Source organism: Pseudomonas weihenstephanensis (assembly GCF_001043055.1).
Classification (GTDB): domain Bacteria; phylum Pseudomonadota; class Gammaproteobacteria; order Pseudomonadales; family Pseudomonadaceae; genus Aquipseudomonas; species Aquipseudomonas weihenstephanensis.
Window position 1 is genome coordinate 480,345 of the sequence record NZ_JYLF01000001.1, and the last position, 25,243, is coordinate 505,587.

27 protein-coding genes are annotated in these 25,243 nt (G+C 54.4%); 8 read left to right on the forward strand and 19 right to left on the reverse strand.

Translation table 11 applies throughout. The features are described 5' to 3' along the window. Positions 1 to 61: 61 nt before the first annotated feature. Positions 62 to 1,171: an ABC transporter ATP-binding protein gene (locus TU86_RS02310; protein ID WP_048362683.1), complete on the reverse strand. Its 1,110-nt coding sequence runs from the start codon at positions 1,169 to 1,171 to the stop codon at positions 62 to 64. Further along, the gene (gene argF, locus TU86_RS02315; protein ID WP_048362684.1) at positions 1,168 to 2,088 is read right to left on the reverse strand and encodes an ornithine carbamoyltransferase; all 921 of its coding nucleotides are present in this window, start codon (positions 2,086 to 2,088) and stop codon (positions 1,168 to 1,170) included. The genes TU86_RS02310 and argF overlap by 4 nt, the downstream gene beginning before the upstream one ends. A gap of 386 nt (positions 2,089 to 2,474) precedes the next feature. On the opposite strand from argF, the gene grxD reads away from it, so the two are divergent. Further along, a complete protein-coding gene (gene grxD / locus TU86_RS02320; protein WP_048362685.1) occupies positions 2,475 to 2,816 on the forward strand; it encodes a Grx4 family monothiol glutaredoxin in 342 nt (113 codons plus the stop codon). 92 nt (positions 2,817 to 2,908) lie between these two features. On the opposite strand, the gene bfr is transcribed toward grxD, so the two are convergent. Continuing rightward, the gene (bfr, locus tag TU86_RS02325; RefSeq protein ID WP_048362686.1) at positions 2,909 to 3,376 is read right to left on the reverse strand and encodes a bacterioferritin; all 468 of its coding nucleotides are present in this window, start codon (positions 3,374 to 3,376) and stop codon (positions 2,909 to 2,911) included. Between the two features lie 198 nt (positions 3,377 to 3,574). After that, complete coding sequence (locus TU86_RS02330; RefSeq protein ID WP_048362687.1) at positions 3,575 to 3,793, reverse strand: bacterioferritin-associated ferredoxin; 219 nt, start codon at positions 3,791 to 3,793, stop codon at positions 3,575 to 3,577. Between the two features lie 275 nt (positions 3,794 to 4,068). Between TU86_RS02330 and TU86_RS02335 the strand changes: the two genes are divergently transcribed. Then, complete coding sequence (locus TU86_RS02335; protein ID WP_048362688.1) at positions 4,069 to 4,671, forward strand: peroxiredoxin; 603 nt, start codon at positions 4,069 to 4,071, stop codon at positions 4,669 to 4,671. Positions 4,672 to 4,748: 77 nt separating this feature from the next. Here the strand turns inward: TU86_RS02335 and rnt are convergent, their stop codons facing one another. Both rnt and pyrC read right to left on the reverse strand, forming a co-directional pair. After that, the gene (rnt, locus tag TU86_RS02340; protein WP_048362689.1) at positions 4,749 to 5,420 is read right to left on the reverse strand and encodes a ribonuclease T; all 672 of its coding nucleotides are present in this window, start codon (positions 5,418 to 5,420) and stop codon (positions 4,749 to 4,751) included. After that, the gene (pyrC, locus tag TU86_RS02345) at positions 5,417 to 6,463 is read right to left on the reverse strand and encodes a dihydroorotase (RefSeq protein WP_048362690.1); all 1,047 of its coding nucleotides are present in this window, start codon (positions 6,461 to 6,463) and stop codon (positions 5,417 to 5,419) included. Before pyrC ends, rnt begins: the two co-directional genes overlap by 4 nt. A 155-nt stretch (positions 6,464 to 6,618) precedes the next feature. On the opposite strand from pyrC, the gene TU86_RS02350 reads away from it, so the two are divergent. Then, the gene (locus TU86_RS02350; RefSeq protein ID WP_048362691.1) at positions 6,619 to 7,524 is read left to right on the forward strand and encodes a flagellar protein MotY; all 906 of its coding nucleotides are present in this window, start codon (positions 6,619 to 6,621) and stop codon (positions 7,522 to 7,524) included. A 128-nt stretch (positions 7,525 to 7,652) separates the two neighbouring features. Then, positions 7,653 to 8,870: an argininosuccinate synthase gene (locus TU86_RS02355; protein ID WP_048362692.1), complete on the forward strand. Its 1,218-nt coding sequence runs from the start codon at positions 7,653 to 7,655 to the stop codon at positions 8,868 to 8,870. Between the two features lie 69 nt (positions 8,871 to 8,939). On the opposite strand, the gene TU86_RS22085 is transcribed toward TU86_RS02355, so the two are convergent. Continuing rightward, on the reverse strand, positions 8,940 to 9,728 hold the full coding sequence (locus TU86_RS22085) for a hypothetical protein (protein WP_053075969.1): 789 nt from the start codon (positions 9,726 to 9,728) through the stop codon (positions 8,940 to 8,942). Positions 9,729 to 10,747: 1,019 nt separating this feature from the next. Here TU86_RS22085 and TU86_RS02365 point away from each other — a divergent pair. Next, positions 10,748 to 11,374 (forward strand): response regulator transcription factor, encoded by a 627-nt coding sequence (locus TU86_RS02365; protein WP_047274014.1) that lies wholly within the window; start codon positions 10,748 to 10,750, stop codon positions 11,372 to 11,374. A 92-nt stretch (positions 11,375 to 11,466) separates the two neighbouring features. Here the strand turns inward: TU86_RS02365 and TU86_RS02370 are convergent, their stop codons facing one another. The 4 genes from TU86_RS02370 to metG all read right to left on the reverse strand — a co-directional run bounded on the left by TU86_RS02370 (position 11,467) and on the right by metG (position 15,708). Next, positions 11,467 to 11,646, reverse strand: coding sequence for a PA3496 family putative envelope integrity protein (locus tag TU86_RS02370; protein WP_048362693.1), 180 nt, complete (start codon positions 11,644 to 11,646; stop codon positions 11,467 to 11,469). 106 nt (positions 11,647 to 11,752) lie between these two features. Then, positions 11,753 to 12,391 carry an endonuclease III gene (nth, locus tag TU86_RS02375; protein WP_048362694.1) on the reverse strand — a complete coding sequence of 213 codons (639 nt, stop codon included), beginning with the start codon at positions 12,389 to 12,391 and terminating at the stop codon, positions 11,753 to 11,755. A 67-nt stretch (positions 12,392 to 12,458) separates the two neighbouring features. Further along, a complete protein-coding gene (gene rsxB, locus TU86_RS02380; protein ID WP_048362695.1) occupies positions 12,459 to 13,442 on the reverse strand; it encodes an electron transport complex subunit RsxB in 984 nt (327 codons plus the stop codon). 214 nt (positions 13,443 to 13,656) lie between these two features. Then, positions 13,657 to 15,708, reverse strand: coding sequence for a methionine--tRNA ligase (gene metG, locus TU86_RS02385; RefSeq protein WP_048362696.1), 2,052 nt, complete (start codon positions 15,706 to 15,708; stop codon positions 13,657 to 13,659). 174 nt (positions 15,709 to 15,882) lie between these two features. Here metG and apbC point away from each other — a divergent pair, with 174 nt between their 5' ends. After that, on the forward strand, positions 15,883 to 16,977 hold the full coding sequence (apbC, locus tag TU86_RS02390; protein WP_048362697.1) for an iron-sulfur cluster carrier protein ApbC: 1,095 nt from the start codon (positions 15,883 to 15,885) through the stop codon (positions 16,975 to 16,977). Between the two features lie 161 nt (positions 16,978 to 17,138). Here apbC and TU86_RS02395 read toward each other — a convergent pair whose 3' ends face one another. Then, entirely contained in the window at positions 17,139 to 17,348 is a 210-nt protein-coding gene (locus TU86_RS02395) for a cold-shock protein (protein ID WP_002554837.1), read from the reverse strand. A gap of 352 nt (positions 17,349 to 17,700) precedes the next feature. Here TU86_RS02395 and dcd point away from each other — a divergent pair, with 352 nt between their 5' ends. Then, positions 17,701 to 18,267: a dCTP deaminase gene (gene dcd / locus TU86_RS02400; protein WP_048362698.1), complete on the forward strand. Its 567-nt coding sequence runs from the start codon at positions 17,701 to 17,703 to the stop codon at positions 18,265 to 18,267. 94 nt (positions 18,268 to 18,361) lie between these two features. After that, entirely contained in the window at positions 18,362 to 18,562 is a 201-nt protein-coding gene (locus tag TU86_RS02405) for a hypothetical protein (RefSeq protein ID WP_048362699.1), read from the forward strand. Between the two features lie 105 nt (positions 18,563 to 18,667). Here TU86_RS02405 and TU86_RS02410 read toward each other — a convergent pair whose 3' ends face one another. From TU86_RS02410 to TU86_RS02440, 7 genes are all read right to left on the reverse strand, one after another. Then, a complete protein-coding gene (locus TU86_RS02410) occupies positions 18,668 to 19,795 on the reverse strand; it encodes a succinylglutamate desuccinylase/aspartoacylase family protein (protein WP_048362700.1) in 1,128 nt (375 codons plus the stop codon). Between the two features lie 92 nt (positions 19,796 to 19,887). Further along, on the reverse strand, positions 19,888 to 22,332 hold the full coding sequence (locus TU86_RS02415; RefSeq protein ID WP_048362701.1) for a penicillin acylase family protein: 2,445 nt from the start codon (positions 22,330 to 22,332) through the stop codon (positions 19,888 to 19,890). Positions 22,333 to 22,502: 170 nt separating this feature from the next. Further along, positions 22,503 to 23,144 carry a glutathione binding-like protein gene (locus TU86_RS02420; protein ID WP_048362702.1) on the reverse strand — a complete coding sequence of 214 codons (642 nt, stop codon included), beginning with the start codon at positions 23,142 to 23,144 and terminating at the stop codon, positions 22,503 to 22,505. Between the two features lie 201 nt (positions 23,145 to 23,345). Then, positions 23,346 to 23,558: an SEC-C metal-binding domain-containing protein gene (locus tag TU86_RS02425; protein WP_048362703.1), complete on the reverse strand. Its 213-nt coding sequence runs from the start codon at positions 23,556 to 23,558 to the stop codon at positions 23,346 to 23,348. A gap of 7 nt (positions 23,559 to 23,565) precedes the next feature. Continuing rightward, on the reverse strand, positions 23,566 to 24,051 hold the full coding sequence (locus TU86_RS02430) for an LEA/WHy family protein (protein ID WP_238936076.1): 486 nt from the start codon (positions 24,049 to 24,051) through the stop codon (positions 23,566 to 23,568). 32 nt (positions 24,052 to 24,083) lie between these two features. Next, entirely contained in the window at positions 24,084 to 24,560 is a 477-nt protein-coding gene (locus TU86_RS02435; protein ID WP_048362705.1) for a YchJ family protein, read from the reverse strand. Between the two features lie 4 nt (positions 24,561 to 24,564). After that, a complete protein-coding gene (locus TU86_RS02440; protein ID WP_048362706.1) occupies positions 24,565 to 25,062 on the reverse strand; it encodes a DUF6231 family protein in 498 nt (165 codons plus the stop codon). Positions 25,063 to 25,243: the final 181 nt, after the last annotated feature.

The window sequence follows — 25,243 nt, forward strand, 5'->3', positions numbered from 1 at the left end:
TTAAGCCGCTCGGGAGCACAGCGCCTGCACGTTATGCATCCGTGTGGGCGGGTTGTCGTTTTCAGTGGGACGTGCTGAAACGTCTTACGCCAGCCTCGCAGTGCGGGATTTGCGCTGCGGTGCTGCCACTGGTTTGAAACATCACTAAATGCTCTGCCGCGACCCGGATGCCCACTTCTGTACCAGGCAAATGGTCCACGTGGCTTGGGAAAATGGATTCCAGCTGGCTGCCTGTCGGTAATTGCAGACGATACAGCGTTGAAGCCCCCAAGAAGGTTTTACCGATAATGCGCGCTTTCAAGTTGCTGTCCGGTGCGTAGACGATGTCGTCCGGGCGCAGTAATACATCGACAGCACACCCTGTTGGCCAGGTATAAGCCCGATTGCCTTGCAACACGCCCAGCTCGGTCTGAACCGATTCCGGGCTGAGTAACTGGCCACGAATGAAGTAACCCTGGCCAATAAAACTTGCGACATAGGGTGTGAGCGGTTCGTGATACAGGTTGTAGGGCGTATCCCATTGTTCGAGACGACCTTCCTTGAACACGCCGACGTGGTCGCTGACAGCGAAGGCTTCTTCTTGATCGTGTGTCACCAAAATCGCACTGGTGCCACGGGCTTTCAGAATGTCCCGTACCTCGTGGCTCAGCTTGCGCCGCAACTCACCGTCCAGGTTCGAGAACGGCTCATCAAGCAATAGCAGTTGCGGTTCTGGCGCCAGCGCACGGGCGAGTGCTACACGCTGCTGTTGCCCACCCGATAGCTCGTGGGGGAAACGCTTGCCCAGGTTCTTCAGGTTGACCAGTTCGAGCAACTCTTCAGTAATGCGCTCTTTGTCTGGAAGTTTGCGAATACCGAACGCAATGTTGTCCGCCACGCTGAGATGGGGAAACAGCGCGTAGTCCTGAAACACCATGCCGATCCGGCGTTTTTCGGGCGCCAAGGTGAATCCGGCGCTGGAGATGATTTCACCGCCTAGCTGGATTTCTCCTTGATGAACGGGTTCAAAGCCTGCAATCGCGCGCAAGGTTGTGGTTTTGCCACACCCTGAAGAGCCCAGCAGACACCCGATGTCGCCTGCATTGAGGTGCAAGTTGAGGTTCTGTACCACGCTCTGGCCTTGATACCCGCAGGCCAGATCGCGCAGGTTAAGCAGTAGAGGCTGACTCATGCGTGGTGGTACGCCGGTTGAACGAGGAATTCGAGCAGCGCTTTTTGTGCGTGCAGGCGGTTTTCGGCTTGATCCCAGGCGACTGAGCGCGGATCGTCCAGCAAGTCGACACTGATCTCTTCGCCGCGGTGAGCGGGCAGGCAGTGCATGAACAGCACGTCCTCGGCAGCCAGGTCGAGCAGCGCTTTATTGACTTGGTAAGGGGCGAACTGCTTCAAGCGTTTGGCCGTTTCTTCCTCTTGGCCCATGGACGTCCACACATCCGTACTCACCAGGTGCGCCCCTTTAACAGCCTCGCGTGGATCGCGCACGATGGTCACGCGTTCGCCTGCCAAGGCAACAAACTGCGGGTTGGGTTCATAGTCTTGCGGGCAAGCGATGCGCAGTTGGAAGTCGAACTGAATGGCCGCTTCTATATAGCTGTTGCACATGTTGTTACCGTCGCCGATCCAGGCCACGGTCTTGCCTTTGATCGAGCCGCGATGCTCCATGAACGTTTGCATGTCAGCCAGTAGTTGGCAGGGGTGCAAGTCATCTGATAGACCATTGATCACGGGAACGCGGGAATTGGCCGCGAACTCAGTCAAGGTGCTGTGAGCGAAGGTACGAATCATCACGGCATCAAGCATGCGCGACATGACAATGGCGCAGTCACCGATAGGTTCGCCACGGCCCAGTTGGGTGTCGCGCGGCGACAGGAAGATGGCCTGACCGCCGAGCTGGATCATGCCGGCCTCGAAGGACAAGCGGGTGCGGGTCGACGATTTCTCGAAAATCATGCCCAGCACGCGGTTTTTCAGAGGTTCGAAGAGTACCCCGCGATGGCGCAGGTCCTTGAGCTCAATGCCTCGACGAATCACGCTGATTAGCTCTTCGGGCGTGCAATCCATGAGGGAGAGAAAGTGCCTTGCGCTCATCATTAGCTACCTTTTTTACAACGACTGCAGATGCTCAAAGCCGGGATTTTCACAAAAACGGGCGAGACCTGCGGCGTAAGCCGCACGGGGCGACGAAATAGGGGAAGGCGCGATCTTATAAGGAAATGTCGCGTCTTGCCAATCAGGGTGTTTTTTTAGAGGGTTCAGGTTCCGTTCGCCCGCCGTTAGCGTGTGTCTGGATCACCTGAAGGGTGGCTTCCAGCCCTCAGATGCCCATTTGTACACTGCCCTGACATTGCTTGGCAATTCATGGGCGGCAGAAGCAGACTATCGTCTGTGGGGCCGACCGAGCGTCTTGCTTGTGTTTCCGTTACAATGCGCCACCGTGCCGACAACTGAGTCGGAAAGTTCAGCCGAGGTGCTCCATGGATATCATCGAAACTATTAAAGAACAGATTGCCAACAATACCGTTCTGCTCTACATGAAAGGCTCGCCGAATGCCCCGCAGTGCGGCTTTTCGGCTAAAGCTGCTCAGGCTGTGATGGGCTGCGGTGAAAAGTTCGCTTACGTGGACATCCTGCAAAACCCGGAAATTCGCGCCAACCTGCCAAAGTACGCCAACTGGCCAACCTTTCCTCAATTGTGGGTAGGCGGTGAATTGGTGGGCGGCAGCGACATCATGGCTGAGATGCATGCCACGGGTGAGCTGCAAACGCTGATCAAAGAGGCCACCGCGAAGGCAGCCGCCGCCAAGACCGAAGCGTGATGACGGTGGTGCGCTAACTATTTGCGCACAATAAAAAACCCCGCCCTGCGATGAACAGGGCGGGGTTTTTTAATGAGTGCGAAGTTGCTTATTCACCCCATTTGAGATTGCAGATAGTTCTCAATGCCGACTTTGTCGATCAGGCCTAATTGAGTCTCCAGCCAGTCAATGTGTTCTTCCTCAGATTCAAGAATATCTTCGAGAAGTTCACGGCTGCCGAAGTCGCCGACAACTTCGCAATGGGCAATGGCGGCTTTTAGATCAGCATGGCCGGTGCGCTCAATACGCAGGTCGCACTCAAGCATTTCTTTGGTGTGCTCGCCGATGTGCAGCTTGCCCAGGTCCTGCACGTTGGGCAGACCTTCTAGAAACAGAATGCGTTTGATCAGCTTGTCAGCGTGTTTCATCTCATCGATGGACTCGTTGTACTCGTGCTTGCCCAACTTTTCCAGGCCCCAGTCCTGATACATGCGTGCATGCAGGAAGTATTGATTGATTGCGACCAGCTCGTTGCCGAGGATTTTATTGAGGTGCTGGATGACTGAAATGTCGCCTTTCATCGCGAGGGCCTGCCTTAGTTAACTGTATATGCGCCAGAGTTTGAGCCGCGCACTTACAGCTGTCAAACCTAAGTATTTGAATAATAAATGAAAATTAATCGGAATAAGAATGTTTGTGTTCCGCGTCTTGACGCTAAGCACTTGAATTCAGAGCATAAAAAAACCGGACATTCGTCCGGTTCTTTGAAAATAGCTTATTCAGGCAGCTGAAAAATCTGCGGGATAACTCATAACGCCCTGGCTGGCTTGTAGGGACGTCAAGGTTTCACGAACCACTTGTTTGGCCAGGCATGCACATTTGCCGCATTGGCTGGCAACACCCGTCGCTTCGCGAACTTCACGGTAGCTGCAGCAACCGTCGTAGATCGCATCGCGGATTTTTCCATCGGTGACGCCAGTGCAAAGGCAAACGTACATAAATAAGAACCATCACTGGTTGGGATTCAATGCGATGGATCTTAATGTTAACGAGAATGATTGTCAAAGCAACTTAGGTCTCGATTGGACCTCGATTTAGCGTGGCTGACGAACGGTGCTGCGATGATCTGCACTTGCCATGAAAAAGGGGTAAGGCCGGTTCCGACGAGCGGTGTATGATGCGCGATCTTTTCACGCGAGCGCTGGCGGTAATAACGCCTTTCAACGAAGGTTAGCCAGTTCCCGTTCTTCACGCTGCACATCAGGAGATATCCATGAGCGTACTCGTAGGCAAACAAGCCCCTGACTTCACCGTAGCCGCTGTTCTGGGCAATGGCGAAATCGTTGACAGCTTCACGCTGTCCACCGCGATCAAAGGCAAATACGGCCTGGTGTTCTTCTACCCGTTGGACTTCACCTTTGTGTGCCCATCGGAGCTGATTGCCCTGGATCACCGCATTCCTGAGTTCAAAGCACGCAATGTTGAAGTGGTTGCAGTCTCTATCGACTCCCATTTCACACACAATGCGTGGCGCAATACCCCAGTTAACAACGGCGGTATCGGTCAGGTGCAATACACCATGGCTGCGGACATGAAGCACGAAATCTGCAAAGCCTACGACGTTGAGTCCGAAGGTGGTGTTGCTTTCCGTGGTGCTTTCCTCATCGATGACAAGGGCGTTGTTCGCTCGCAGATCGTTAACGACCTGCCACTGGGCCGTAATATGGACGAGTTGCTGCGTCTGGTTGATGCATTGCAGTTCCACGAAGAGCACGGCGAAGTGTGCCCTGCCAACTGGAAAAAAGGCGACAAAGGCATGACCGCTTCGACTGCGGGTGTTGCTGCTTACCTGACCGAGAACGCTGACAAGCTGTAAGCCTCCGTTTCAGGCATAAAAAAACCGGACTCAGTGTCCGGTTTTTTTATGCTGACAAGAAAGTTCAGGCGACTGAATCAGTCGTTGAAGTCTTTCCAACCGCCCATTTGTTTCCAGCTGTTGACGATGCCACAGAACAGCTCAGCTGTTTTTTCGGTGTCGTAACGTGCCGAGTGTGCTTCGCGCCCGTCGAAGTCGATATCAGCGGCCTGACACGCCTTGGCCAAAACGGTTTGACCATAGGCCAAGCCAGCCAGTGTTGCAGTGTCAAAGCTTGAGAAGGGATGAAACGGATTACGTTTCATGTCCAGGCGCGTGGCAGCAGCGTTCAGGAAGCCCAAATCGAAACTGCTGTTATGGCCTACCAGAATGGCGCGCTTGCAGCCGTTGGCTTTCAAGGCTTTGCGTACGCCACGGAAGATGTCATTCAGCGCGGTTTCTTCGCTAACGGCCATTCGCAGTGGGTGATCAAGCTTGATGCCGGTGAACTCCAGCGCAGCGGCTTCGATGTTGGCACCTTCGAACGGCTCAACACGGTGGAAATAGGTGTGCTCGGGGAACACGAAGCCTTTTTCGTCCATGCCGATGGTCACAGCGGCAATTTCCAGCAATGCATCGGTCGCGCAATTGAAACCACCGGTTTCAACATCAATCACAACCGGCAGGTAACCGCGAAAGCGTTCGGCCATCGGGTGGCGAGGGCCGCTATGACCGCCTTCGTGTTCGTCATCAAAATGGTCGTCACTCACAGCTGTTCCTCCAGCAGGCGCCAGCGCAGTTTTTCACCGGCGCGCAGCGGGATTACGGTCAGCTCGCCGAAGGGCAGGCTGCTTGGGGCGGTCCACTCCTGGCGAACCAGGGTGATGTGTTCGGCGCTCGGCGGCAAACCGTAGAAGCGCGGGCCGTTCAAGCTGGCAAATGCCTCCAGTTTGGGCAGCGCATTGCGCTGTTCAAAGGCTTCGGCATACAGCTCAATGGCCGCGTATGCGGTATAGCAGCCAGCACAGCCGCACGCCGCTTCTTTTGCGTGTTGGGCATGCGGGGCCGAATCGGTACCCAGGAAAAACTTTTCGCTGCCACTGGTTGCCGCATCCAACAGCGCTTCCTGATGGGTGTTGCGCTTGAGAATAGGCAAGCAATAGAAGTGCGGGCGAATGCCCCCCACCAACATATGGTTGCGGTTGTAGAGCAGGTGGTGAGCGGTGATGGTTGCGCCGACGTTGGCCGAGGCCTCGTTGACGAACTGCACGGCATCAGCAGTGGTTATGTGCTCAAACACAACTTTCAGCGTAGGAAAGCGATCCACAACGCGGCGCATGTGCTCGTCGATGAAGATTTTTTCGCGATCGAATACATCCACATCGCTGCGTGTCACTTCGCCGTGGATCAGCAATGGCATGCCGACTTCGGCCATGGCTTCAAGCACCGGGAAAATGGCATCGATGCTGGTGACGCCAGAGTCGGAGTTGGTTGTGGCGCCAGCAGGATAAAGCTTGGCAGCGTGAACGAAACCGCAAGCCTTGGCCGAACGAATATCTTCAGGCTGTGTGCGATCGGTGAGGTAAAGGACCATCAACGGTTCGAAGCGGCTACCGTCAGGGCGCGCAGCTAAAATACGCTGGCGATAGGCATCTGCTTCGGTTGCATTACGCACCGGAGGTACCAGGTTGGGCATGATGATGGCGCGGCCAAAAGTGCGCGCAACATCCGCGACAGTGTGAGGCAACATGGCGCCATCGCGAAGATGTATGTGCCAGTCGTCGGGACGCAGCAGGGTCAGGCGGTCGGACATTGGGGATTCCAGGCGGGTCAAACTGAGGCGAATGCTACCGGAAAACACTCTCTCAGGCACTCGCTATCAAGTTTTGTGGCGCTTAACCGATATCTCTTGAGAATGCCGTAAATCTGTTTGCTGTTTTTTTGCCGTACAAGCCTGTGGAGCCTCCCGTGCGCCAGCGTTATCTAGCCCTACTCAGTATGTTTGCCAGCCTGCCTGCCATGGCCCTGACTTTCCAGACGCGTCTGGAGAATATCGAGTGGAAGGTAGAAGGTGACAAGTTCGAGTGTCGTCTGATTCAGCCCATCACTGATTTCGGCTCCGGCGCCTTTGTGCGTCGTGCGGGTGAGCAAGCGGTTTTCCGTTTGAATGCCTACAACTCGATGATGGGTGAAGGGTCTGCGACGCTGCTGGCTGCGGCTGCACCCTGGCAGCCAGGGCGCGGTGATATTAATTTGGGGGCGGTGCGCATAAGCCGCGGCCACGTGCTGTTTAACAGCTCTCAGGCCCAGGCAGGCAGTCTGGTCAGAGGGTTGCTGGAAGGTCGCAGTCCGTTGGTCAGGCATTACTCCTCGTCAGGTGGGCTCTCGGAGGTTCGCTTGTTACCGGTCAAGTTCCGTCAGGCTTATGGTGATTACGAGGCATGCACTGCCAAGCTGCTGCCGAAAAACTTTGAACAGGTACGCCAATCTCAGATTGGCTTCCCGGGGGGAGGTATTGAGCTGGACGCTCAGGCGCGGATCAATCTGCAAGTCATGGTGCAATACATGAAGGCAGATCCCTCGGTGAATCATGTCACGCTGGATGGCCATTCCGACAATAGCGGGAACCGTTTGACCAATCGTGATTTGTCCAGGCGCAGGGCGCTGGCCGTGATGGAGTATTTCAAGGAGAACGGCCTGCAAGAATCGCAGATCACCTTGCGTTTCCACGGCGAGCAGTATCCTTTGGTGCGCAATTCCAGTGCGGCAAATCGTGCGAAAAATCGTCGAGTCAGTGTGCGACTCGATCGTACCCCTCCACCTGAAAAAACGGCTCCGGCGGCAAGCGTTATCAATCCTGCAAACGTCTCTTGAATGCGCCTTGTTCGTCGCGCAAATGAAAGTAACTGTCGCTTTGTCGTCTTAAGCTGTCGCGCCTCTGTAAATTCATACACTTGAGCGGTAGACTGTTCGGCTTTTCGAACAACCCGTGGAGTGATGGCATGGCGGACGTAAACAAGGTCGTTCTGGCTTATTCGGGCGGCCTGGACACTTCGGTGATCCTGAAGTGGCTGCAGGATACTTATAACTGTGAAGTCGTAACCTTTACCGCTGACCTGGGGCAGGGTGAAGAGGTCGAGCCTGCACGTGCCAAGGCGCAAGCCATGGGCGTCAAGGAAATCTACATTGATGACCTGCGCGAAGAGTTCGTTCGAGACTTCGTGTTCCCTATGTTCCGCGCCAATACTGTTTACGAAGGCGAATACCTGCTGGGCACATCTATTGCTCGCCCGCTGATTGCCAAGCGCTTGATTGAAATCGCCAACGAAACGGGCGCTGATGCCATTTCTCACGGCGCTACAGGCAAAGGTAACGACCAGGTTCGTTTTGAGCTTGGCGCCTACGCCTTGAAGCCTGGGGTCAAAGTGATCGCTCCTTGGCGTGAGTGGGATTTACTCTCGCGTGAAAAGCTGATGGATTACGCTGAAAAGCACTCCATCCCTATCGAGCGTCACGGTAAGAAAAAATCCCCGTACTCGATGGATGCCAACCTGCTGCACATCTCTTACGAGGGCGGTGTACTGGAAGATACGTGGACCGAGCACGAAGAGGATATGTGGCGTTGGACCAAGTCGCCCGAAGACGCGCCTAACACGCCAACATATCTGGAGCTGACTTACCGCAATGGCGACATCGTTGCACTGGATGGCGTTGAAATGACGCCGGCCACAGTGCTGGCGACACTGAACCGTATCGGTGGTGAGAATGGTATTGGACGTCTCGATATCGTTGAAAACCGCTATGTAGGCATGAAGTCCCGTGGTTGCTATGAAACGCCAGGCGGCACCATCATGCTGCGTGCGCACCGTGCTATCGAGTCGATTACGCTTGATCGTGAAGTGGCGCATTTGAAAGATGAGCTGATGCCTAAATACGCCAGTTTGATCTACACCGGTTACTGGTGGAGCCCTGAGCGGGTGATGTTGCAACAAATGATTGATGCGTCCCAAGCGCACGTTAATGGTGTTGTGCGTCTTAAATTGTATAAAGGTAATGTGATTGTTACGGGGCGCAAGTCTGACGAATCATTGTTTGATGCCAACATTGCAACGTTTGAAGAAGATGGCGGTGCTTACAATCAGGCAGATGCAGCAGGCTTTATCAAGCTGAATGCACTGCGCATGCGGATTGCGGCGAACAAAGGCCGTAAATTGTTCTGATACGCACGGTGTTAAAGAAGCCCTGGCCTTGGCCAGGGCTTTTTTATGGGGGGCATTCAGTGACGAGTGTCAAAGGGGCAACCGAATGGCGTCGTCTTGGGTGTTGTAGGTGATAACCCTCGTGTTCTCCATTAACTGATTCTTCTTATGTGTATGCATTGTTAATGAAGTGTCTTGCATCAATGCATTAATGTGATGATTGATTAATAGAATAAGCGTGGTATTTTTCTTAAGTATATTTTTGGTCGGGTGCAAGGCCTTATTCAGGCGATGTAGGACTTCCTCGAGTCTGTTTATATCCAGGATGCGAAGGTTCGGATGCGTAAGGTTTGCAATGTGCAAGCCGTCTGTTCCGGCCTTCTTTAAGGCAATAAATTGTGGGGCACTGGCTTCTTTGGTGGCAGGGCTAATACCAGGTGCTGTTTTTATTTTGTGTCGTTTGCAGTGCGTTGAATCATAATCTCGATGCCCTTGAGGCAAGAAAATAAGGCTCTGCGGGCGGCAAAGAGTCAGCTTTACATTTGCCCAGTCGAGGGCTTTTTTGTGGGCGGGCACGTCAGAACGTGTGAAGTGAGTGCTGCCGCCATTTTGCGGGTGTGCGCGGTCAATATTGGTGGTTATGAAGTTTGTTTCATTGGTGAAGTCGGAGGGCGAGTAAAGGGATTTGTTATTGAAGTTTAAGGTGATGAAAAAAAGAACAATTAGAATAAGTGGAAAAATGATCAAAAACCATACATAGATCTCCTGGTTCTCATTGTTGATGTAAGGCAAGGAAATAGAGGCAGACGCCTGCGTAAGCATTGAAAAAATAGCGATTACGGTCAGCGGGTTTTTGGCTTTGTATTTTTGAGTAATCATGGTGCGGCCTGTATGAAAAAAAGGGTGGTTTTTTACGTGAATGTCCTGTGCGCAAGAGGCCGTTCCTGAGAGATGTCAGCATCAGGGAGGGCGTTTGCAAGGGGTGAAAAAGTGTGACTTCTTATAAAGCTAGACCTGGCTTTTTGAAACTGCAAGGGCAGGCTTGGTCTGTATTTATATGCGCGATATGTGAATGTTTGTTTTTGACGGTTTCTTGTAGTACTTATCGTGAAAATGGTTCGGAAGTTTTCTTTTTATGTAATGCATCAATAAGTGCTAAGGGCAGATGGTTTTTGAGTGAGATCAAATGCTGGGCGGGTTCGGGTAATGAACTTGTTAGTATTGATTAAGTAACGCTTAATCTATTTCCGAATGATCTGTAGTACTTTTCCTTAAGTGATAATTTGAAATATTTTCTTATGAAAGGAGAGTAGATTTTGCCGGGTGGCAATAATTATCGGGTAGCGATGTTGTAAAGGCATGCTAGTGTGGTTGGTAGTCATATTTTTCATACGTATCCGGGATGTTGCTGAATGATTGACGTGCTGCTAAATAGGTGTGTCAATATTTCTCTGTTTGTGTGGGTAGGCGGTGCGAATGTTTTGTAAGGATTTTTTTACGCGTTTATATTGGACCATTACCCATACATAGTGTGAAGGTGAGTGATGCTTCAGAGCGGGCGCAAAGGAAGGTGATTGAAAAAGGCAGTATGTAAAAGTATGGCGTTGCGTCGGAGCATCGCTTGCGTAAGTGCGATGGGGTTGCACAAAAAAACACTCGTTTGATTAATTCAATATACGTGGAGGCTTCGAAATTCGATTTTTCTTACGTGGGGTGATTCGCGCGTTTGATGGACGGGAAGCTTTTCTTTAGAGCGGTTTTTTGTAGGATAAATCGTTATTTTATGTAGGTGATGTCTTTGGCTGTTAGTGCTCGGGGGGGAGCGCTATGCCCAGGGTGTTACGACTAGGCTATTGTGCTGACTCTAAAAATTCGAACAGCGAAAATTGGAATTGCCCATGAATAAAGTGCTGATCGTGGATGACCATCCCGTGATCCGTCTTGCTGTACGTATGCTCATGGAACGACATGGCTATGAAGTCGTTGCTGAGACGGATAACGGTGTAGATGCATTACAACTTGCGCGTGAACATGCGCCAGATATTGTCATTCTGGATATAGGAATACCCAAACTAGACGGGCTCGAGGTTATTGCCCGTCTTTCAACACCCGCATTACCCGTAAAAGTACTGGTATTGACTTCACAGGCTCCCGGGCATTTTTCCATGCGCTGCATGCAGGCGGGAGCTGCGGGGTATGTATGCAAGCAGCAAGATTTGACCGAGTTGCTGAGTGCAATCAAAGCGGTACTGTCCGGTTACAGTTACTTTCCTAATCAGGCACTGCACTCAGTGCGTACGAGCCTTGGGAATGCCAGTGAAGCGGATATGGTCAATCGTTTGTCGGGTAGGGAAATGATGGTCTTGCAGCAGTTGGCACGGGGGAAAAGTAACAAGGACATTGCTGATGGCATGTTCTTGAGCAATAAAACGGTTAGTACTTACAAAACCCGGCTGTTATTAAAGCTCAATGCGCGCTCGCTTGTTGACCTGATCGAGCTTGCACAGCGTAATGGCTTGGTGTGAGGGGAATGTGAACGTAGCTTGCCTGTACTGATGTCCCCGTGCGTTGCGGCCTTAAGAATAAAAGCCTCCGAGACAGGAGGCTTTTGAGGACGTTAAAGGTCGTAGTCATAGTCAGACAGTTGTTTCTTGAGGCGCTTTTCCTCCAGAAGATTGTCTATGGTCCTGCGCTTGGCGAGATTGATCTTCGCCACAGGCTCAGGAGAAGGGGTAGGCACGCTATCGTCCAGCTCTTCCAAATCGTCGTCATCCAGTCTTTCTTTGCCAGTGCTCATTCTTTTCACTCCAGGCCAAGACAGCTATTGGCGCCCCTTATAGCGACAAACGCTTCGGGGGTAAAAAAGATTTTCTCAATCGATCAACCCTAAAAGCTTCGATGTTTCAATCATCGGATGTTTTTTGCTTGAATTCGCATAGGTCTTCTATACGGCAACTGCCGCAACGTGGCTTGCGTGCCTGGCACACATACCTGCCGTGCAGGATCAGCCAGTGGTGAGCATCCAGCAAATAAGGCTTGGGTACGAATTTCATCAATTGCTTTTCTACCTCCACCACATTTTTTCCAGGAGCGATTCCTGTCCGGTTGCTGACCCTGAAAATATGCGTGTCCACCGCCATTGTGAGCTGCCTGAAGGCGGTGTTCAGCACGACATTAGCCGTCTTGCGACCTACACCAGGGAGTGCTTCGAGCTCCTCGCGGGTTTGAGGCACCTGGCTGGCGTGACGTTCGATCAATAAGCGGCAGGCCTCAATCACGTTCTTGGCCTTGCTGTTGTACAGGCCAATGGTCTTGATGTAGTGCGACAAACCTTCTATTCCCAGAGCGTAGATGGCTTCTGGGGTATTCGCGACCGGGAACAGCTTGGCCATCGCCTTGTTTACGCTAACGTCCGTTGCTTGGGCTGACAAAATCACGGCGATCAATAGTTCGAAAGCCGATGTGTAGGCCAGTTCTGTCTTGGGCTCGGGGTTGTCTTCGTGAAATCGACGAAATATTTCAAGGCGCTTAGCGGCGTTCATGAGTAAAAAGGTTCCCGATGTGCAGTGTTAAGGGCCTTGAGAGTAAGTAGGTGCAAAGCCTGATATTTCAAGCTTTGACTACGTCTAGCGCGGCCAGAGTCGATTCTGCATGAGTGACTGCTTCGTTCAGTGAAGTGAGTTGCTCACTCGGCAATGCCTGGTTAATGGCTTTTTTCAGTTCTGCGCGACGCAAAGCAAGCTGGATTTTTGCACGCTTAACATCGGCGCCGGGCGCTAAGGGAGCATTACTCGATAGCTCTGGACGCTGCTCGAGCTGAGCCAATGCCTGTTCTGCACGTTCGAATTGCGCTTGAAGCTGGATCAACTGGGATTGCTGTGGTGCAGTTGGCGGGTGACCAAATGCTTTAAGCGATTTGTGAAGTTGGGCGCGGGCCATCGCAAGGGTGACTTTGGCCTTTTTAAGGGCTGCATCGTTAAGTGATGCTGATGGGGTTGACGGGTTGTGCGCAACTTCAGTAGATGTACGAGTGTGCTGAGTGCGAGCGATTCGTTGTGATTGCTTGATTTGCTCCTCAAGACTCAGGCGCGTCATGCGCTGCTCATAGCGTTGTCGAGCGTGATCGCGCTTGCGCGTACGTGCGTGATACTGGGCTGTTCCATGAGCAAATCCGCTTACCACCGGGATCACATCGTCAGGTAGCGGACGCATTTCAATGCAGTCGACAGGGCAGGGGGCTACGCACAAGTCGCATCCCGTGCATTCATCCACTATCACGGTGTGCATGAGCTTGGCGGCACCCAGAATGGCGTCTACCGGGCAAGCTTGAATACACTTTGTACAGCCGATGCATTCGGCCTCGCGAATAAAGGCGATTTGTGCCGGTGCCGTGCCGCGCTCGGTGTCCAGTGCAATGACGGGTATTTTCAATAATGTGGCAAGCGTACCAATGGTTTCATCTGCACCAGGCGGGCATTTATTAATCGCTTCGCCTTGAGCAATACCCTGCGCGTAGGGTTTACAGCCGGGATGGCCGCATTTTCCGCATTGGGTTTGTGGCAATAAAGCATCAATCTGTTGAATCAGGCTCATGGTGTTTTATGTCCAGCGACAGCAGGCCGCCCCCAAGCGCTATTCATCCGGCGCGGTGGTTGAAATGGGCTGGCGATAACGCGTGAATGTCAGATCAGTCATGCTCAATACGGTTAAGTGAGCGTGGCTGATTATCCGACAAGGCAGGAAGGGCGGCTACTGATGAACGTCCGCCAACGGCCTGTAAGCCGTTAGCGGGTGTGTGTGGCAAGTATTATTTGATGCGCTGGCCTGGCTTTGCGCCGCTATCGGGGCTCAGCAGGTAAATTTCTTCGCCCCCAGGACCGGCGGCCATCACCATGCCTTCAGAGATGCCAAAGCGCATTTTGCGCGGCTTCAAGTTGGCAATCATCATGGTCAAACGGCCTTCAAGCTCTGCCGGGTTTGGGTAGGCGCTTTTGATGCCGGAGAACACATTGCGCTGTTCATCGCCGATGTCCAATGTCAGGCGCAAGAGTTTGTCAGCGCCCTCCACGGCTTCAGCTTTGAGAATCAGCGCGACGCGCAGGTCTACGGCGGCAAATGCATCAAACTCAATCTCGTCCGCCAGCGGCTCTTTTACCAGCTCACCGTTGCCTTTAGGCTTGGCAGCCCCCGTATCGGTCTGGCTAGCAATCAGGTCTTCTTTAGAGGCGTCAGTCATGGCTTGAACTTTTACCGGGTCAATGCGGGTCATTAGCGGCTTGAATGCATTCAACTGATGATTGTTGAGTAGCGTGTGGTGGTCAGCCCATGTCAGAGGCTCGACATTAAGAAATGCCTCGGCATCTGCTGCGAGCACGGGCAACACGGGCTTGAGGAAAATGATCAGTTGGCGGAACAGGTTGATGCCCAAGGCACAGACCGCCTGCACTTCGTCCTGTTTCCCTTCTTGTTTGGCCATTGCCCAAGGCGCTTTCTCGGCAATCCAGGCGTTGGCACGGTCGGCTAGCGCCATGATCTCACGCATGGCGCGCGCGAAGTCACGGGCTTCGTACGCTTGCGCAATGCTTGGTTCGGCAGCGAGAAACGCTTCAGTCAGCTCAGGTGCTGCGTTCCCCTCAACCATGACGCCCGCATTGCCTTTGTGGATGAATCCTGCACAACGGCTGGCAATGTTGACCACTTTGCCGATCAGGTCCGAGTTAACCTTCTGCACGAAATCTTCAAGGTTAAGGTCCAGGTCATCGACGCCGCGACCCAGTTTGGACGCGTAGTAGTAGCGCAGGTATTCAGGCGCCAAATGATCCAGGTACGTGCGGGCCTTGATAAAGGTACCGCGGGATTTGGACATCTTTTGACCGTTAACGGTCAGGTAGCCGTGCACGTTGATGGCAGTCGGCTTGCGATAGCCTGCGCCTTCGAGCATGGCGGGCCAGAACAACGCGTGGAAGTTCACGATGTCCTTGCCGATGAAGTGGTACAGCTCGGTGGTGGAGTCTTTGGCCCAGTACGCGTCAAAATCCAGGTCTGGACGACGCGAGCAGAGGTTTTTGAAACTGGCCATGTAGCCGATCGGTGCATCCAGCCACACATAGAAGTACTTGCCCGGTTCGTCCGGGATTTCAAAGCCGAAGTACGGTGCATCGCGGGAAATGTCCCACTGTTGAAGCCCAGCATCCAGCCATTCGGCGATTTTGTTCGCTACCGCATCTTGCAGTGCGCCGCTGCGCGTCCAGCTCTTGAGCATGGCGTCGAAGTCGGGCAGCTTGAAGAAGAAATGCTGCGAATCCTTCAATACCGGGGTGGCGCCAGAAATGGCCGACTTGGGGTTCTTCAGATCGGTGGGGGCGTAAGTGGCGCCACATTTTTCGCAGTTATCGCCGTATTGATCTTCAGTGCCGCATTTCGGGCAGGTGCCCTTGATGAAGCGGTCGGCCAGGAACATTTTCTTTTCCGGATCGAAATACTGGGTGATCGAGCGAGTTGCAATGTGGCCAGCTTCGCGCAACTTGATATAGATCGCACTCGACAGCTCGCGGTTTTCTTCGGCGTGGGTCGAATGGAAATTATCAAAGTCGACATGAAAGTCAGCAAAGTCGGCGCAGTGTTCAGCCTGGACATTGGCGATCAGTTGCTCTGGCGTGATGCCTTCTTTTTCGGCGCGCAACATGATTGCCGAGCCGTGAGCGTCGTCTGCGCAGACGTAAGTGCATTGATTGCCGCGTTGCTTCTGGAAGCGCACCCACATATCAGTCTGGATGTACTCAAGCATATGGCCAAGGTGGATTGAACCATTGGCATAGGGCAGGGCGCTGGTGACGAGGATCTTGCGTGGCTCGGACATGGGGCTCGGCTACTTGATGAGACGGTGGTCGGCCACTATAAAGCGCCGGGCAATTTATTTCACCCCGTGGGCGCGTATCAGTTGGCATAGGGTGTTTTTAAAAGCCTGCGTCCACCGCTTTAGAAGGGTTAGGATAGCGGCCTGTTTTGTTCAGACCTATTTAGGGAGTTGCCCATGAGCGCCGTCAATCGCGCAGCGGTGGAGGCTGTACTTCGCCAATACACTGACCCTTATTTGAATCAGGACCCGGTCAGTGCCGGATGTGTACGGCACATTGCTGTTCAAGGTGATCGCGTCAATGTCCAGCTTGAGCTGGGTTATGCCGCAGGTTTGTTCAAGAAAGGCTGGGCGCAAATGCTGCAACTGGCCATCGAGAATATGGACGGTGTCGCAACGGCCAGCGTTGAGATCAGCTGTGTGATTGCTGCGCACAAGGCACAAGCGCAAATCCCGGGTTTGGCCAATGTGAAGAACATAGTGGCAGTGGCCTCGGGCAAGGGCGGAGTCGGCAAATCGACCACCGCGGCCAACCTTGCGCTTGCGCTTTCGCGTGAAGGTGCGCGGGTCGGAATCCTGGATGCTGACATCTATGGTCCGAGTCAGGGCGTGATGTTCGGTATTGCCGAGGGCACTCGCCCCAAAATCCGTGACCAGAAGTGGTTTGTGCCCATTGAAGCCCATGGCGTTGAAGTGATGTCGATGGCTTTCTTGACCGACGACAACACGCCGATGGTGTGGCGCGGCCCGATGGTGTCCGGGGCACTGTTGCAGTTGGTGACACAGACCGCCTGGAATGATTTGGACTATCTGGTCATCGACATGCCGCCCGGCACCGGGGATATCCAGTTGACGTTAGCGCAAAAAGTCCCGGTCACCGGGTCTGTTATCGTCACTACGCCGCAGGATCTGGCGTTGCTGGATGCTCGCAAGGGCGTCGAAATGTTCCGCAAGGTCAACATCCCTGTGCTGGGTGTTGTCGAGAATATGGCGATCCATATCTGCTCCAATTGCGGTCACGCAGAGCATCTGTTTGGCGAGGGGGGGGGTGAAAAGCTGGCGACTCAATATGGTGTTGAGGTTTTGGCGTCATTGCCTTTGTCGATGAGCATCCGCGAGCAAGCGGACAGTGGTAAGCCGACGGCGATCGCAGAACCTGACAGCCAGATTGCGATGATCTATCAGGAGCTGGCCCGCCACGTGGGCGCGCGCATTGTCCTGCATGAAGCGACGTCACAGGCCATGCCGACGATTACCTCCAGCGACGATTGATGCTGAGGTAAGGGGTTGTTCTTTCTCGCGATGTTGTCCGTCTGGATTCAAAAGGCGGACTTGAAGGCATTGCGAGACAGGCTCAAGCTTTGAGGTTCGTTTTTGCGGGCATAAAAAAACCCCGCTTTTGAGGGCGGGGTTTTTTACTGGATCAGTACAAGTTAGATAACTTGTACTTCCTCAGCTTGCATGCCTTTCTGACCGCGAGTAGCGATGAAAGAAACCTGTTGGCCTTCTTTCAGGCTCTTGAAGCCGTCGGATTGGATTGCTTTGAAGTGAACAAACAGGTCGTCACCGGATTGTGGAGTGATGAAGCCGAAGCCTTTTTCATCGTTGAACCACTTAACGGTACCAGTTTGGCGATTAGACATGGTGTAACTCCTTGAACAAAGATAACTGCGACGCAGGAAAAGCCCTGGCCGAGACTGAGTGCAAAGAGCAGGAAAAATTCTTGGAGATGGTTGGATCGAAATTCAACATCGTGTAGAGATTCTCAGTGACACAAGCAGCACAGTGGCGCCACCTTAACCCTTTTTCAGGAACGTGCAAAGGGTCTTTGCAAAGGTTTCTCTAAAAACGTGACTGACGGTTGGCCTGAAGGCCCGTATTCACGGCGCTCGGGGCTATTTTTAATAAATCTGTTCCAGTTTTTTGAACCTGGCCCCGCGCCCCGGTAAGATGCCGGACAGAATTTTTCCACCTCGCTATTCAGGACACCCCGCCATGAGCATCAAATCAGACAAGTGGATTCGCCGCATGGCGCAAGAGCACGGCATGATCGAACCTTTCGTTGAGCGCCAGGTTCGTGGTGAAGGCGCAAACCGTCTGATCTCCTACGGTGTGTCGAGCTACGGTTATGACGTACGTTGCGCGAACGAATTCAAGGTGTTCACCAACATCAACTCCGCCACCGTCGACCCTAAAAACTTCGATGAAGGCAGCTTTGTCGATGTCACCAGCGATGTCTGCATCATCCCGCCGAACTCTTTCGCACTGGCGCGCACCGTCGAATACTTCCGTATCCCGCGCAACGTGTTGACCATCTGTCTGGGTAAAAGCACCTACGCTCGTTGCGGCATCATCGTGAACGTGACACCGCTTGAGCCTGAGTGGGAAGGCCACGTCACGCTGGAGTTCTCCAATACCACGACATTACCGGCGAAAATCTACGCCAATGAAGGTGTCGCGCAGATGCTGTTCTTCGAATCCGATGAAGAGTGCGAAGTGTCTTATAAAGACCGTGGCGGTAAATATCAGGGCCAACGTGGCGTCACCTTGCCGCGTACCTGACGAACAGAGGGAATTCCTGAGCGCAAATGCACTCTACTGAGTGTATTTCCGGTGATGCACCCAGCGAGCCGGATCCACGCTCAGGAGTGCCCTTATGAAGATTGATCCGAGTATCCGCGCCCAGTTGGCAAACCTTGAACCTAATCAGGTCGGGATGCTGGCCTGGTCGTTACTTGCACACCCTCAGATCCAGGCAGGCGGTATTCCCGGCCAGCCAGACCCCGATACCCCGCAACCCACAGAACCTGGCGTGCCGACGCTGCCGGATGAGCCGCCGCCTGCGCCTGTGGCCTGAATGATGAGTACGCCATCCTTACCTGTGCAGGCCAACACCCCACGCTGCATCGCGGGTGTTGTGTGCTGCTATGGCTCAAGCGTAGCGCCACAGTCTGGATGAACCTCAAGCCGATAAGAGATACCCGCTGCGATATGCCTGTTCGCCTGCCACATGGGCAATGACCATCCCGGCTGTGGCCATGCGGCGTGTTACACGGGCATACAACACGCCGGAACAGGTGCAATGAATGGGCGTGATGCGATCACTGATCGGGTCAATGACCTCGGCAACCAACGCACCGGCTTTCAGGTAATCGCCCGGTTTTGCGCTGAACACCAGCAAGCCTCCGACGGTCGTTGTGACGGGTTCAACCCCGGCCAGAGGGGTCGCAGGGTACATGAGGGCCGGAAGTGGCGCGGGTTGGCCCTCAATGGCGCCATAATCGATCAGGTAGTCAATCAATGCCTGACAGTCTTGCTCGGCTAGTGAGTGGTTCACATCGCCTTGGCCGCGCAGCTCGACGGTGGCCGAAAAACTGCCCTGCGGGATCGCCGCAGCGTGCCCAAAGCGCTGGCTCAACGCCCACCACAGCAAGGTAAAGCACTCGTCGAAGGACAAGCCCCCGGAGTCGGTTGCCAGCAGGCTGGCCTGCGCGCCGATGCGCCGGGCCAGTGGCTCGACCTGTGGCCAGGCTTCGGGAGTTGTGTACAGGTGCGAAACCGCTTCGAAATCGCAATGTAAATCCAGCACCATGTCTGCATCGCAGGCCAGTGTTTGCAGGGTCAAACGCTGTGATTGCAGCTGTGTGGCGGGCACTTGTGCTGCAAGCGCATCACGCAAATGACGGCGGATGAGGTGCAGGTTGTGCGTGGCATCGTCGGTCAAATGACCTTCGATGGCATCGCCAATTGGCCCGCTCAAATCGAGGAAGTTGCGGTTGAAGTTTTGCCCGCTGGCCATCTCAAAACGACCTAAAGGCACGTCCATTAAAATTTGCTCGAGGCCCGCCGGGTTGGCCACCGGGACGATTACGATCTCGCTGCGCAGTCGGCCAGCTGTTTGCAGTTCGGCCAGGCGCTGCTTGAGGTGCCAGGCCACCAACATGCCGGGCAGTTCGTCGGCATGCAGGGACGCCTGGATATAGACCTTGCCCTGTGGCTGCGCTGGCCCGTAATGAAAGCTATGGATGAATCGTTCAGTACCCGGCACCGGGGCCAGCAAAGCGTGGATCTGATGTCGTTGTGCTCGCATAAAAAAATCCTGGAGAACGGGTAATGAACGTCAATTCGCAGCGCAGGGCATCTTAGCCTTGGGCCTGCGGCTCATGGGTCTGGTTGCCGGTTTTACTTCCCGGGTGTCAAAGTCAATCGTGTTTTGCCATACACCTTGTCGAAGTTTTGTGGCTGCATCGGGAGGCTGAGGTACTGACCCTTGAGCCACGGATCGATGCCGTCAGCATAATGCTGGCTGGCCGGGTTACTCGATTGCCCCGTGCTGTTTTGCACCATCATCGGTTCGATTTGGCCAAAGTCGATGATCATGCGCATTGCCGGAATCACGGTGGCCTCGAAGTCGCCAGCGCCCATGTTGTAGGCCGCAATGTTCAGCGTGGTGTGATCGCCGCCCGCTGCAATCGGGCCGCGCACGGTTTGCCCTTCGGTGTTGCGCCATACGTAAGGGTGCAGCTTGCCCCATTGCCAGGCTTTGTGATTGCTGCCCATCGACTGTTCTGCGGCGTTCACTGCGGCCACCAGGCTGCGCGCCAACACCGTGGGTTTGTCTTCTTTTTGCGCCGTTTTTGAATCATCCCAGAACGGGCTGTCTTCGCGGCTCAACAGGTGGTCAGCCTGAGCCGAGTACGACAGGTTGCCATTGCTGATGAAGGCCTTCCAGCTCGCGCTGTTTTGCGGGCCAAGTGCGCTGAGGAACGTTTGCTCAGCACTTTGCTGCAAAAACAGTTCATATAACGCCGCATCGGCGGAGGTGGCGCTGAGTTTGCCGTCAAACGCCAATAAGCGCGCCAAGGCTTCGCGGGCTTTGACCTGCTCGCCTGCGGGTAGCCCGGCAATCGCTTGCTTCAACGGCTGCGCCATGCCGGGCGCTGTAAGCATGGCCTTAAGCTTGGGGGCGAACAGGGTGGTCTGGTCGTACTGCATGGCTATCAGGCTGCGCGCGTCCTGCCTGCCGCTGGCCGCCAGTTGCGCAATGCGTTCGCTGCGCTCGGGCGATAACCACGAGTTGGACAGCTGCATGCCATAGCCGTACGCAGCCGTGCGCTGGTTCGCCATGCCGAGCCAGCCTTGCGCCGGGTCCTGGTCGTAGGGGTGCAGCATGGCGTCGGCATAACCGTCCCAGTCATAGCGACTGTCCCAGCCCGGCGACGGGAACAACCCCAGACCTTCGCGGCGATTAGGATAAAGCCCCGTCAATTGCCAGCCGATGTGTTGGGCGTCTGCATAGAGAAGATTGAGCGCTACGGCGCGGATTTCGCGACTGGCATCGGAGGCGGCTTCACTGTTTTGCGCACGCGACAGATCGAAAAACCCATCAAGGGTCTTGTCACCCTTGAAGTCCGGTACTTGCAGGGCAAGCCCCAGACTGCTGTTCAGCGGGTTATTGAGCAAAGGGCCGTGGCGGGTTTCATACAGTGCTTCGCGAATGGGGCGCTGGCCTTTGATGAAAAAGGTTTCGTTGCGCACACTCGCGGGTACCCATTTGCCATTGGCGAGGTAATACACACTGTTGCCCTGGCGCTTGAGTTTCTCCAGGAAGACGTCCTGGTTGTCGCCCATCGCCATGCTCATGCCCCAAGCGACTTTGCCATTGAAACCGGCAAACAGCGTCGGTAGGCCCGCAATCGAGGCGCCAGCAGCCTGATATTTTGGCGCGCGAATTTGCACGTAGCTCCAGGCGGACGGTATGCCAATAGGTTGGTGGATATCAGTGGCCAGCAGGCTTTTGCCTGTGCGGCTGCGCTGTGGGCCAAACGCCCAGTCACTCGACGCGGTGACGCCCGGCATACTCAAGCGCGTGACCTGCTCAAGGGCTTGAGTGACGCTGTCCAGCCCTTGTAACTGGCTGCCCAGGTTCAGGCCTTTGAGTTTGTCGGCCTCGGCGCTGGGCAAGGCTTCGCCGGGGTACGTCGGCACCAGCCATGGGAGCTTGTCGGTGCCGACTTTCTGCGCCAGCACCAATGCGTTCAGCTCTTCTTGCAAGTTGGTCGACATGCCGAAGCTCAGCAGGCTGAAAATCAAGGCTGAATCTTCAGGCTTCCAGTACTCGGCTTTATAGCCGGCCTGTGCCAGATCAGCGGGCAGCTTGTCGCGGTAGCGGAACACGTAAGCGTTCACGCCGCGAGCATAGACTTCGAAGAACCTTTTCAGGCGCGGCGATGCACTTTTATAGAGTTCGCTGGCGTTTTTTTTCAGGTTGATGCTGCGCATCAGGCGATCGGTTTGCAGGGCGTCGGCACCGTTGAGTTCCGCCAGGCGGCCCTGAGCAAGCAAGCGCAAGCGCACCATTTGGCTGAAGCGATCACTCGCGTGCACGTAACCCAAGGTGAACAGCGCGTCATGAAAACTGCTGCTTTCAATCAGTGGCATGCCCTGACTGTTACGACGCACCGAGACGTTCTGGGCCAACCCTTTGAGCGGTTGCACGCCGGAAGCAGGTACCAGGCTTTGAGAGGCGTGGTTGTTTATCTGGCAACCGGTCAGGCTTAAAAAACCGACCACTGCCGCGGCAACGCCGAACCGGGGTAAAAAATGAGTGAGGGCTGGCGAGGCCATGGCAAAGCTCCTGCGGGGGATGTCATCGAAAGGCGCTACGTTAGTGAGGCCGATGATGGCGCGCAAGGGTTAGCCAGATAAAAGCTGTGGTCGGTATGACAGGTGGCGATTAATGCCCCGCCACGCTGTCAAAAACAGCGCAGATACCTACGCGTAGCGATGGGATCTGTTTACTTCGATGGATTGATTTTTTCCACCAGCGCATAAGCCCGCTCGGTTGCGGGACGTGCCTTGACGCGGGCGAACCAGGCTTTGAGCGCCGGGAAGTCATCCAGGTTTTGACCTTGCCAGGTGTGAGGCACAATCCAGGGGTATATCGCCATGTCGGCGATGCTGTACGTGGCGCCTGCGACAAACTCTCGACCTTCCAGCTGCTTGTTCAATACACCGTAGAGGCGTGCGGTTTCGTCGGTATAGCGCTTGATGGCATAAGGAATCTTTTCTGGCGCAAAACGATTGAAGTGATGGTTTTGCCCGGCCATCGGCCCCAGGCCGCCCATTTGCCAAAACAGCCATTGCAGCGCCATTTGCCGGCCGCGTAGGTCCTTGGGTAGGAATTGGCCCGTTTTTTCGGCGAGGTACAACAAGATAGCGCCGGATTCAAACAGCGACAGCGGGGCGCCGCCGTCTGCCGGTGTTTGGTCGACGATGGCCGGGATGCGGTTGTTAGGTGCGATCTTCAGAAAGGACGGTTCGAACTGTTCGTTTTTGCCGATGTTCACCGGGTGAACGTTATAGGGCAGCCCCGCTTCTTCAAGGAATAGCGAAATCTTGTGGCCGTTGGGGGTGGTCCAGTAATAAAGATCGATCATGAAGAGCTCCAGAAGGGAAGTTCACGCAGCAACTGATGCCAGCCAAAGGTAACAGTTCACCGCGGCCTGTCAGTTTTACTCCCAATCTTGTGCAGGAAGAAAGTACCTGACTCTGTTCTGGATGCATTTTTCATGTGGTGAAAACACACACGCCGCACATGCTTGAAGGCAAGTGCGGCGTGGGCGAGGCGCTTTAAAGTATCAGGCGCCGTGGCACTTCTTGAATTTCTTGCTGCTGCCGCACGGGCAAGGGTCGTTGCGGCCAACGTCTTTCAACGCATTGCGCACAGGCTCCTGGTGGGCGTGACCGCAGTTCGGGCCATGCACATGACCGTTATCGTGGTCATGGGCGTGATCATGCTGGTCATGATCGTGGTTGCAGTCCGGGCCGTGAACGTGGGGTTGCTGGGTCATTGCTCAATCACTCTGGAATAAAATCGCCGGGGATTATCTCGCCTTTGCGCATCAGGTGCACGTCGTTACCGTAGAACAATCCGGTTTCCAGTATGCCTTCCAGCCGGTAAGGGATCGGTTGGTCGGGGGATTCGAGCAGTTTGACCAGCGGTTTGACGTGTTGCCACATATTGGTGCGCACCGGTACGACATAGTCGACGTGGCTTTTTGGCTCAACGCTGAACCACTGGCTGTGTTCGCCTTCGGTCAGCAAGATGGGGCCCAGATACACTTTGTAGCTCAGCCCGCGTACGGTCAGCGTCGAGTCATTAGGGTTATCCACCCTGAAATGCAGTTTGAAGCGTTGCTCCAGCAGCTTTGCTTGAACCAGCTCCACTTTGGCAAGGCGAACTTGCGGGTCCTTGTCGGCTGATTCAAACCATGATGCACAACCTGATAGCGCCACAATTAACATGACGGCGAATGAGCTTCTAATAAGTGCCCGAGATTCCATTCCTTGCTCCTTATTACGCGCGTCAGTTCAGCTTATTGGGCGAAATAGCTGGCGCAGCATTTTTTGAATTTAAGCCCGCTGGCGCAGGGGCACGCGTCATTGCGGCCTACTTTGAGCGGTACCGTGGGGTCGATGAAGTACCAGCGACCAGCACTTTGCACAAACGAGGAGCGCTCCCGGTGGCGGTGTTCACCGTCGGCGTCGTGCCAACGTGCAGTAAAAGTCACAAAGGCATGTTCAGGTTGACCGCCAAAGACCTCACTCTGTTCAATTTCCAGGCCCAACCAAGTGCTTTGGGCACTCCATGCTGCAATCGACTGGCGATCCAGGCCGGGTTGCTGCACGGGTAAAGTCGTGCCAATCAGATAATCGATCAGCCCCAGCACATAAGCGCTGTAGCGCGAGCGCATGAGTGTTTCGGCGCTTGGGGCGGCAACGCCGTCGTGATAGTGCCCGCAGCATGCGTCCAGTAAATTGCCGGTGCCACAGGGGCAAATAGATGTACTCATCGGGTTACCACCAATACTTGCCGAAGTTTTCCGGATTGGCCCAGAACCTTGCATTAAGCCAGTCGGGCACTTGTTTGTACTCGTGTAAGTCATAAGTGAACAGAGTCAGCATCTGCTCGGCGCGCTGAAAATTCTCATTGTTTTGTAGGCCTAAAGCGAAAAAGTCTGTCTCTTTCCATTTACAAGCGTTGAGGTCCGCTAGCACGGCAATTCGGCTGGCATTCAGATTGCGAATCCCTGCGAGCAATTCAAAGCCCTCTCTTTTTGGCAGGTGTTCAAGGCAATCCACTACCAGCGCGAAATCAAAGCGTTGGGCGGCCAAGTCGGCGGGCAGTGCGCCGGGGTTGGCGTGGGCAACAACGGCCTCGGGGTGCTCGGCCTTATAAGCGTCCAGGGCCGGGAAGCTGCTGGCACCGACGATCAGCAAACGCTGTGATGCATAACGATCGAGCATGGCCGCCAAAGCGTGCTGAGGCGTGCGCGTGGAAATGCCAAGGGTCATCGTAAGTCCTCAATCAGAGTGTTCAAGACTAGCGTGCCCAGAACGTGTGGCCTAGTAGATGGACGCGTATGGCGGGCAAGACAGTGTACTCATCTTGGCAGTGGCACTGTTGGAAGCGCTATAGCGGTGTACCACCTGGACAGGGTTGCAGCGTGTGTCAATACGGAACGGGTCATTAGGC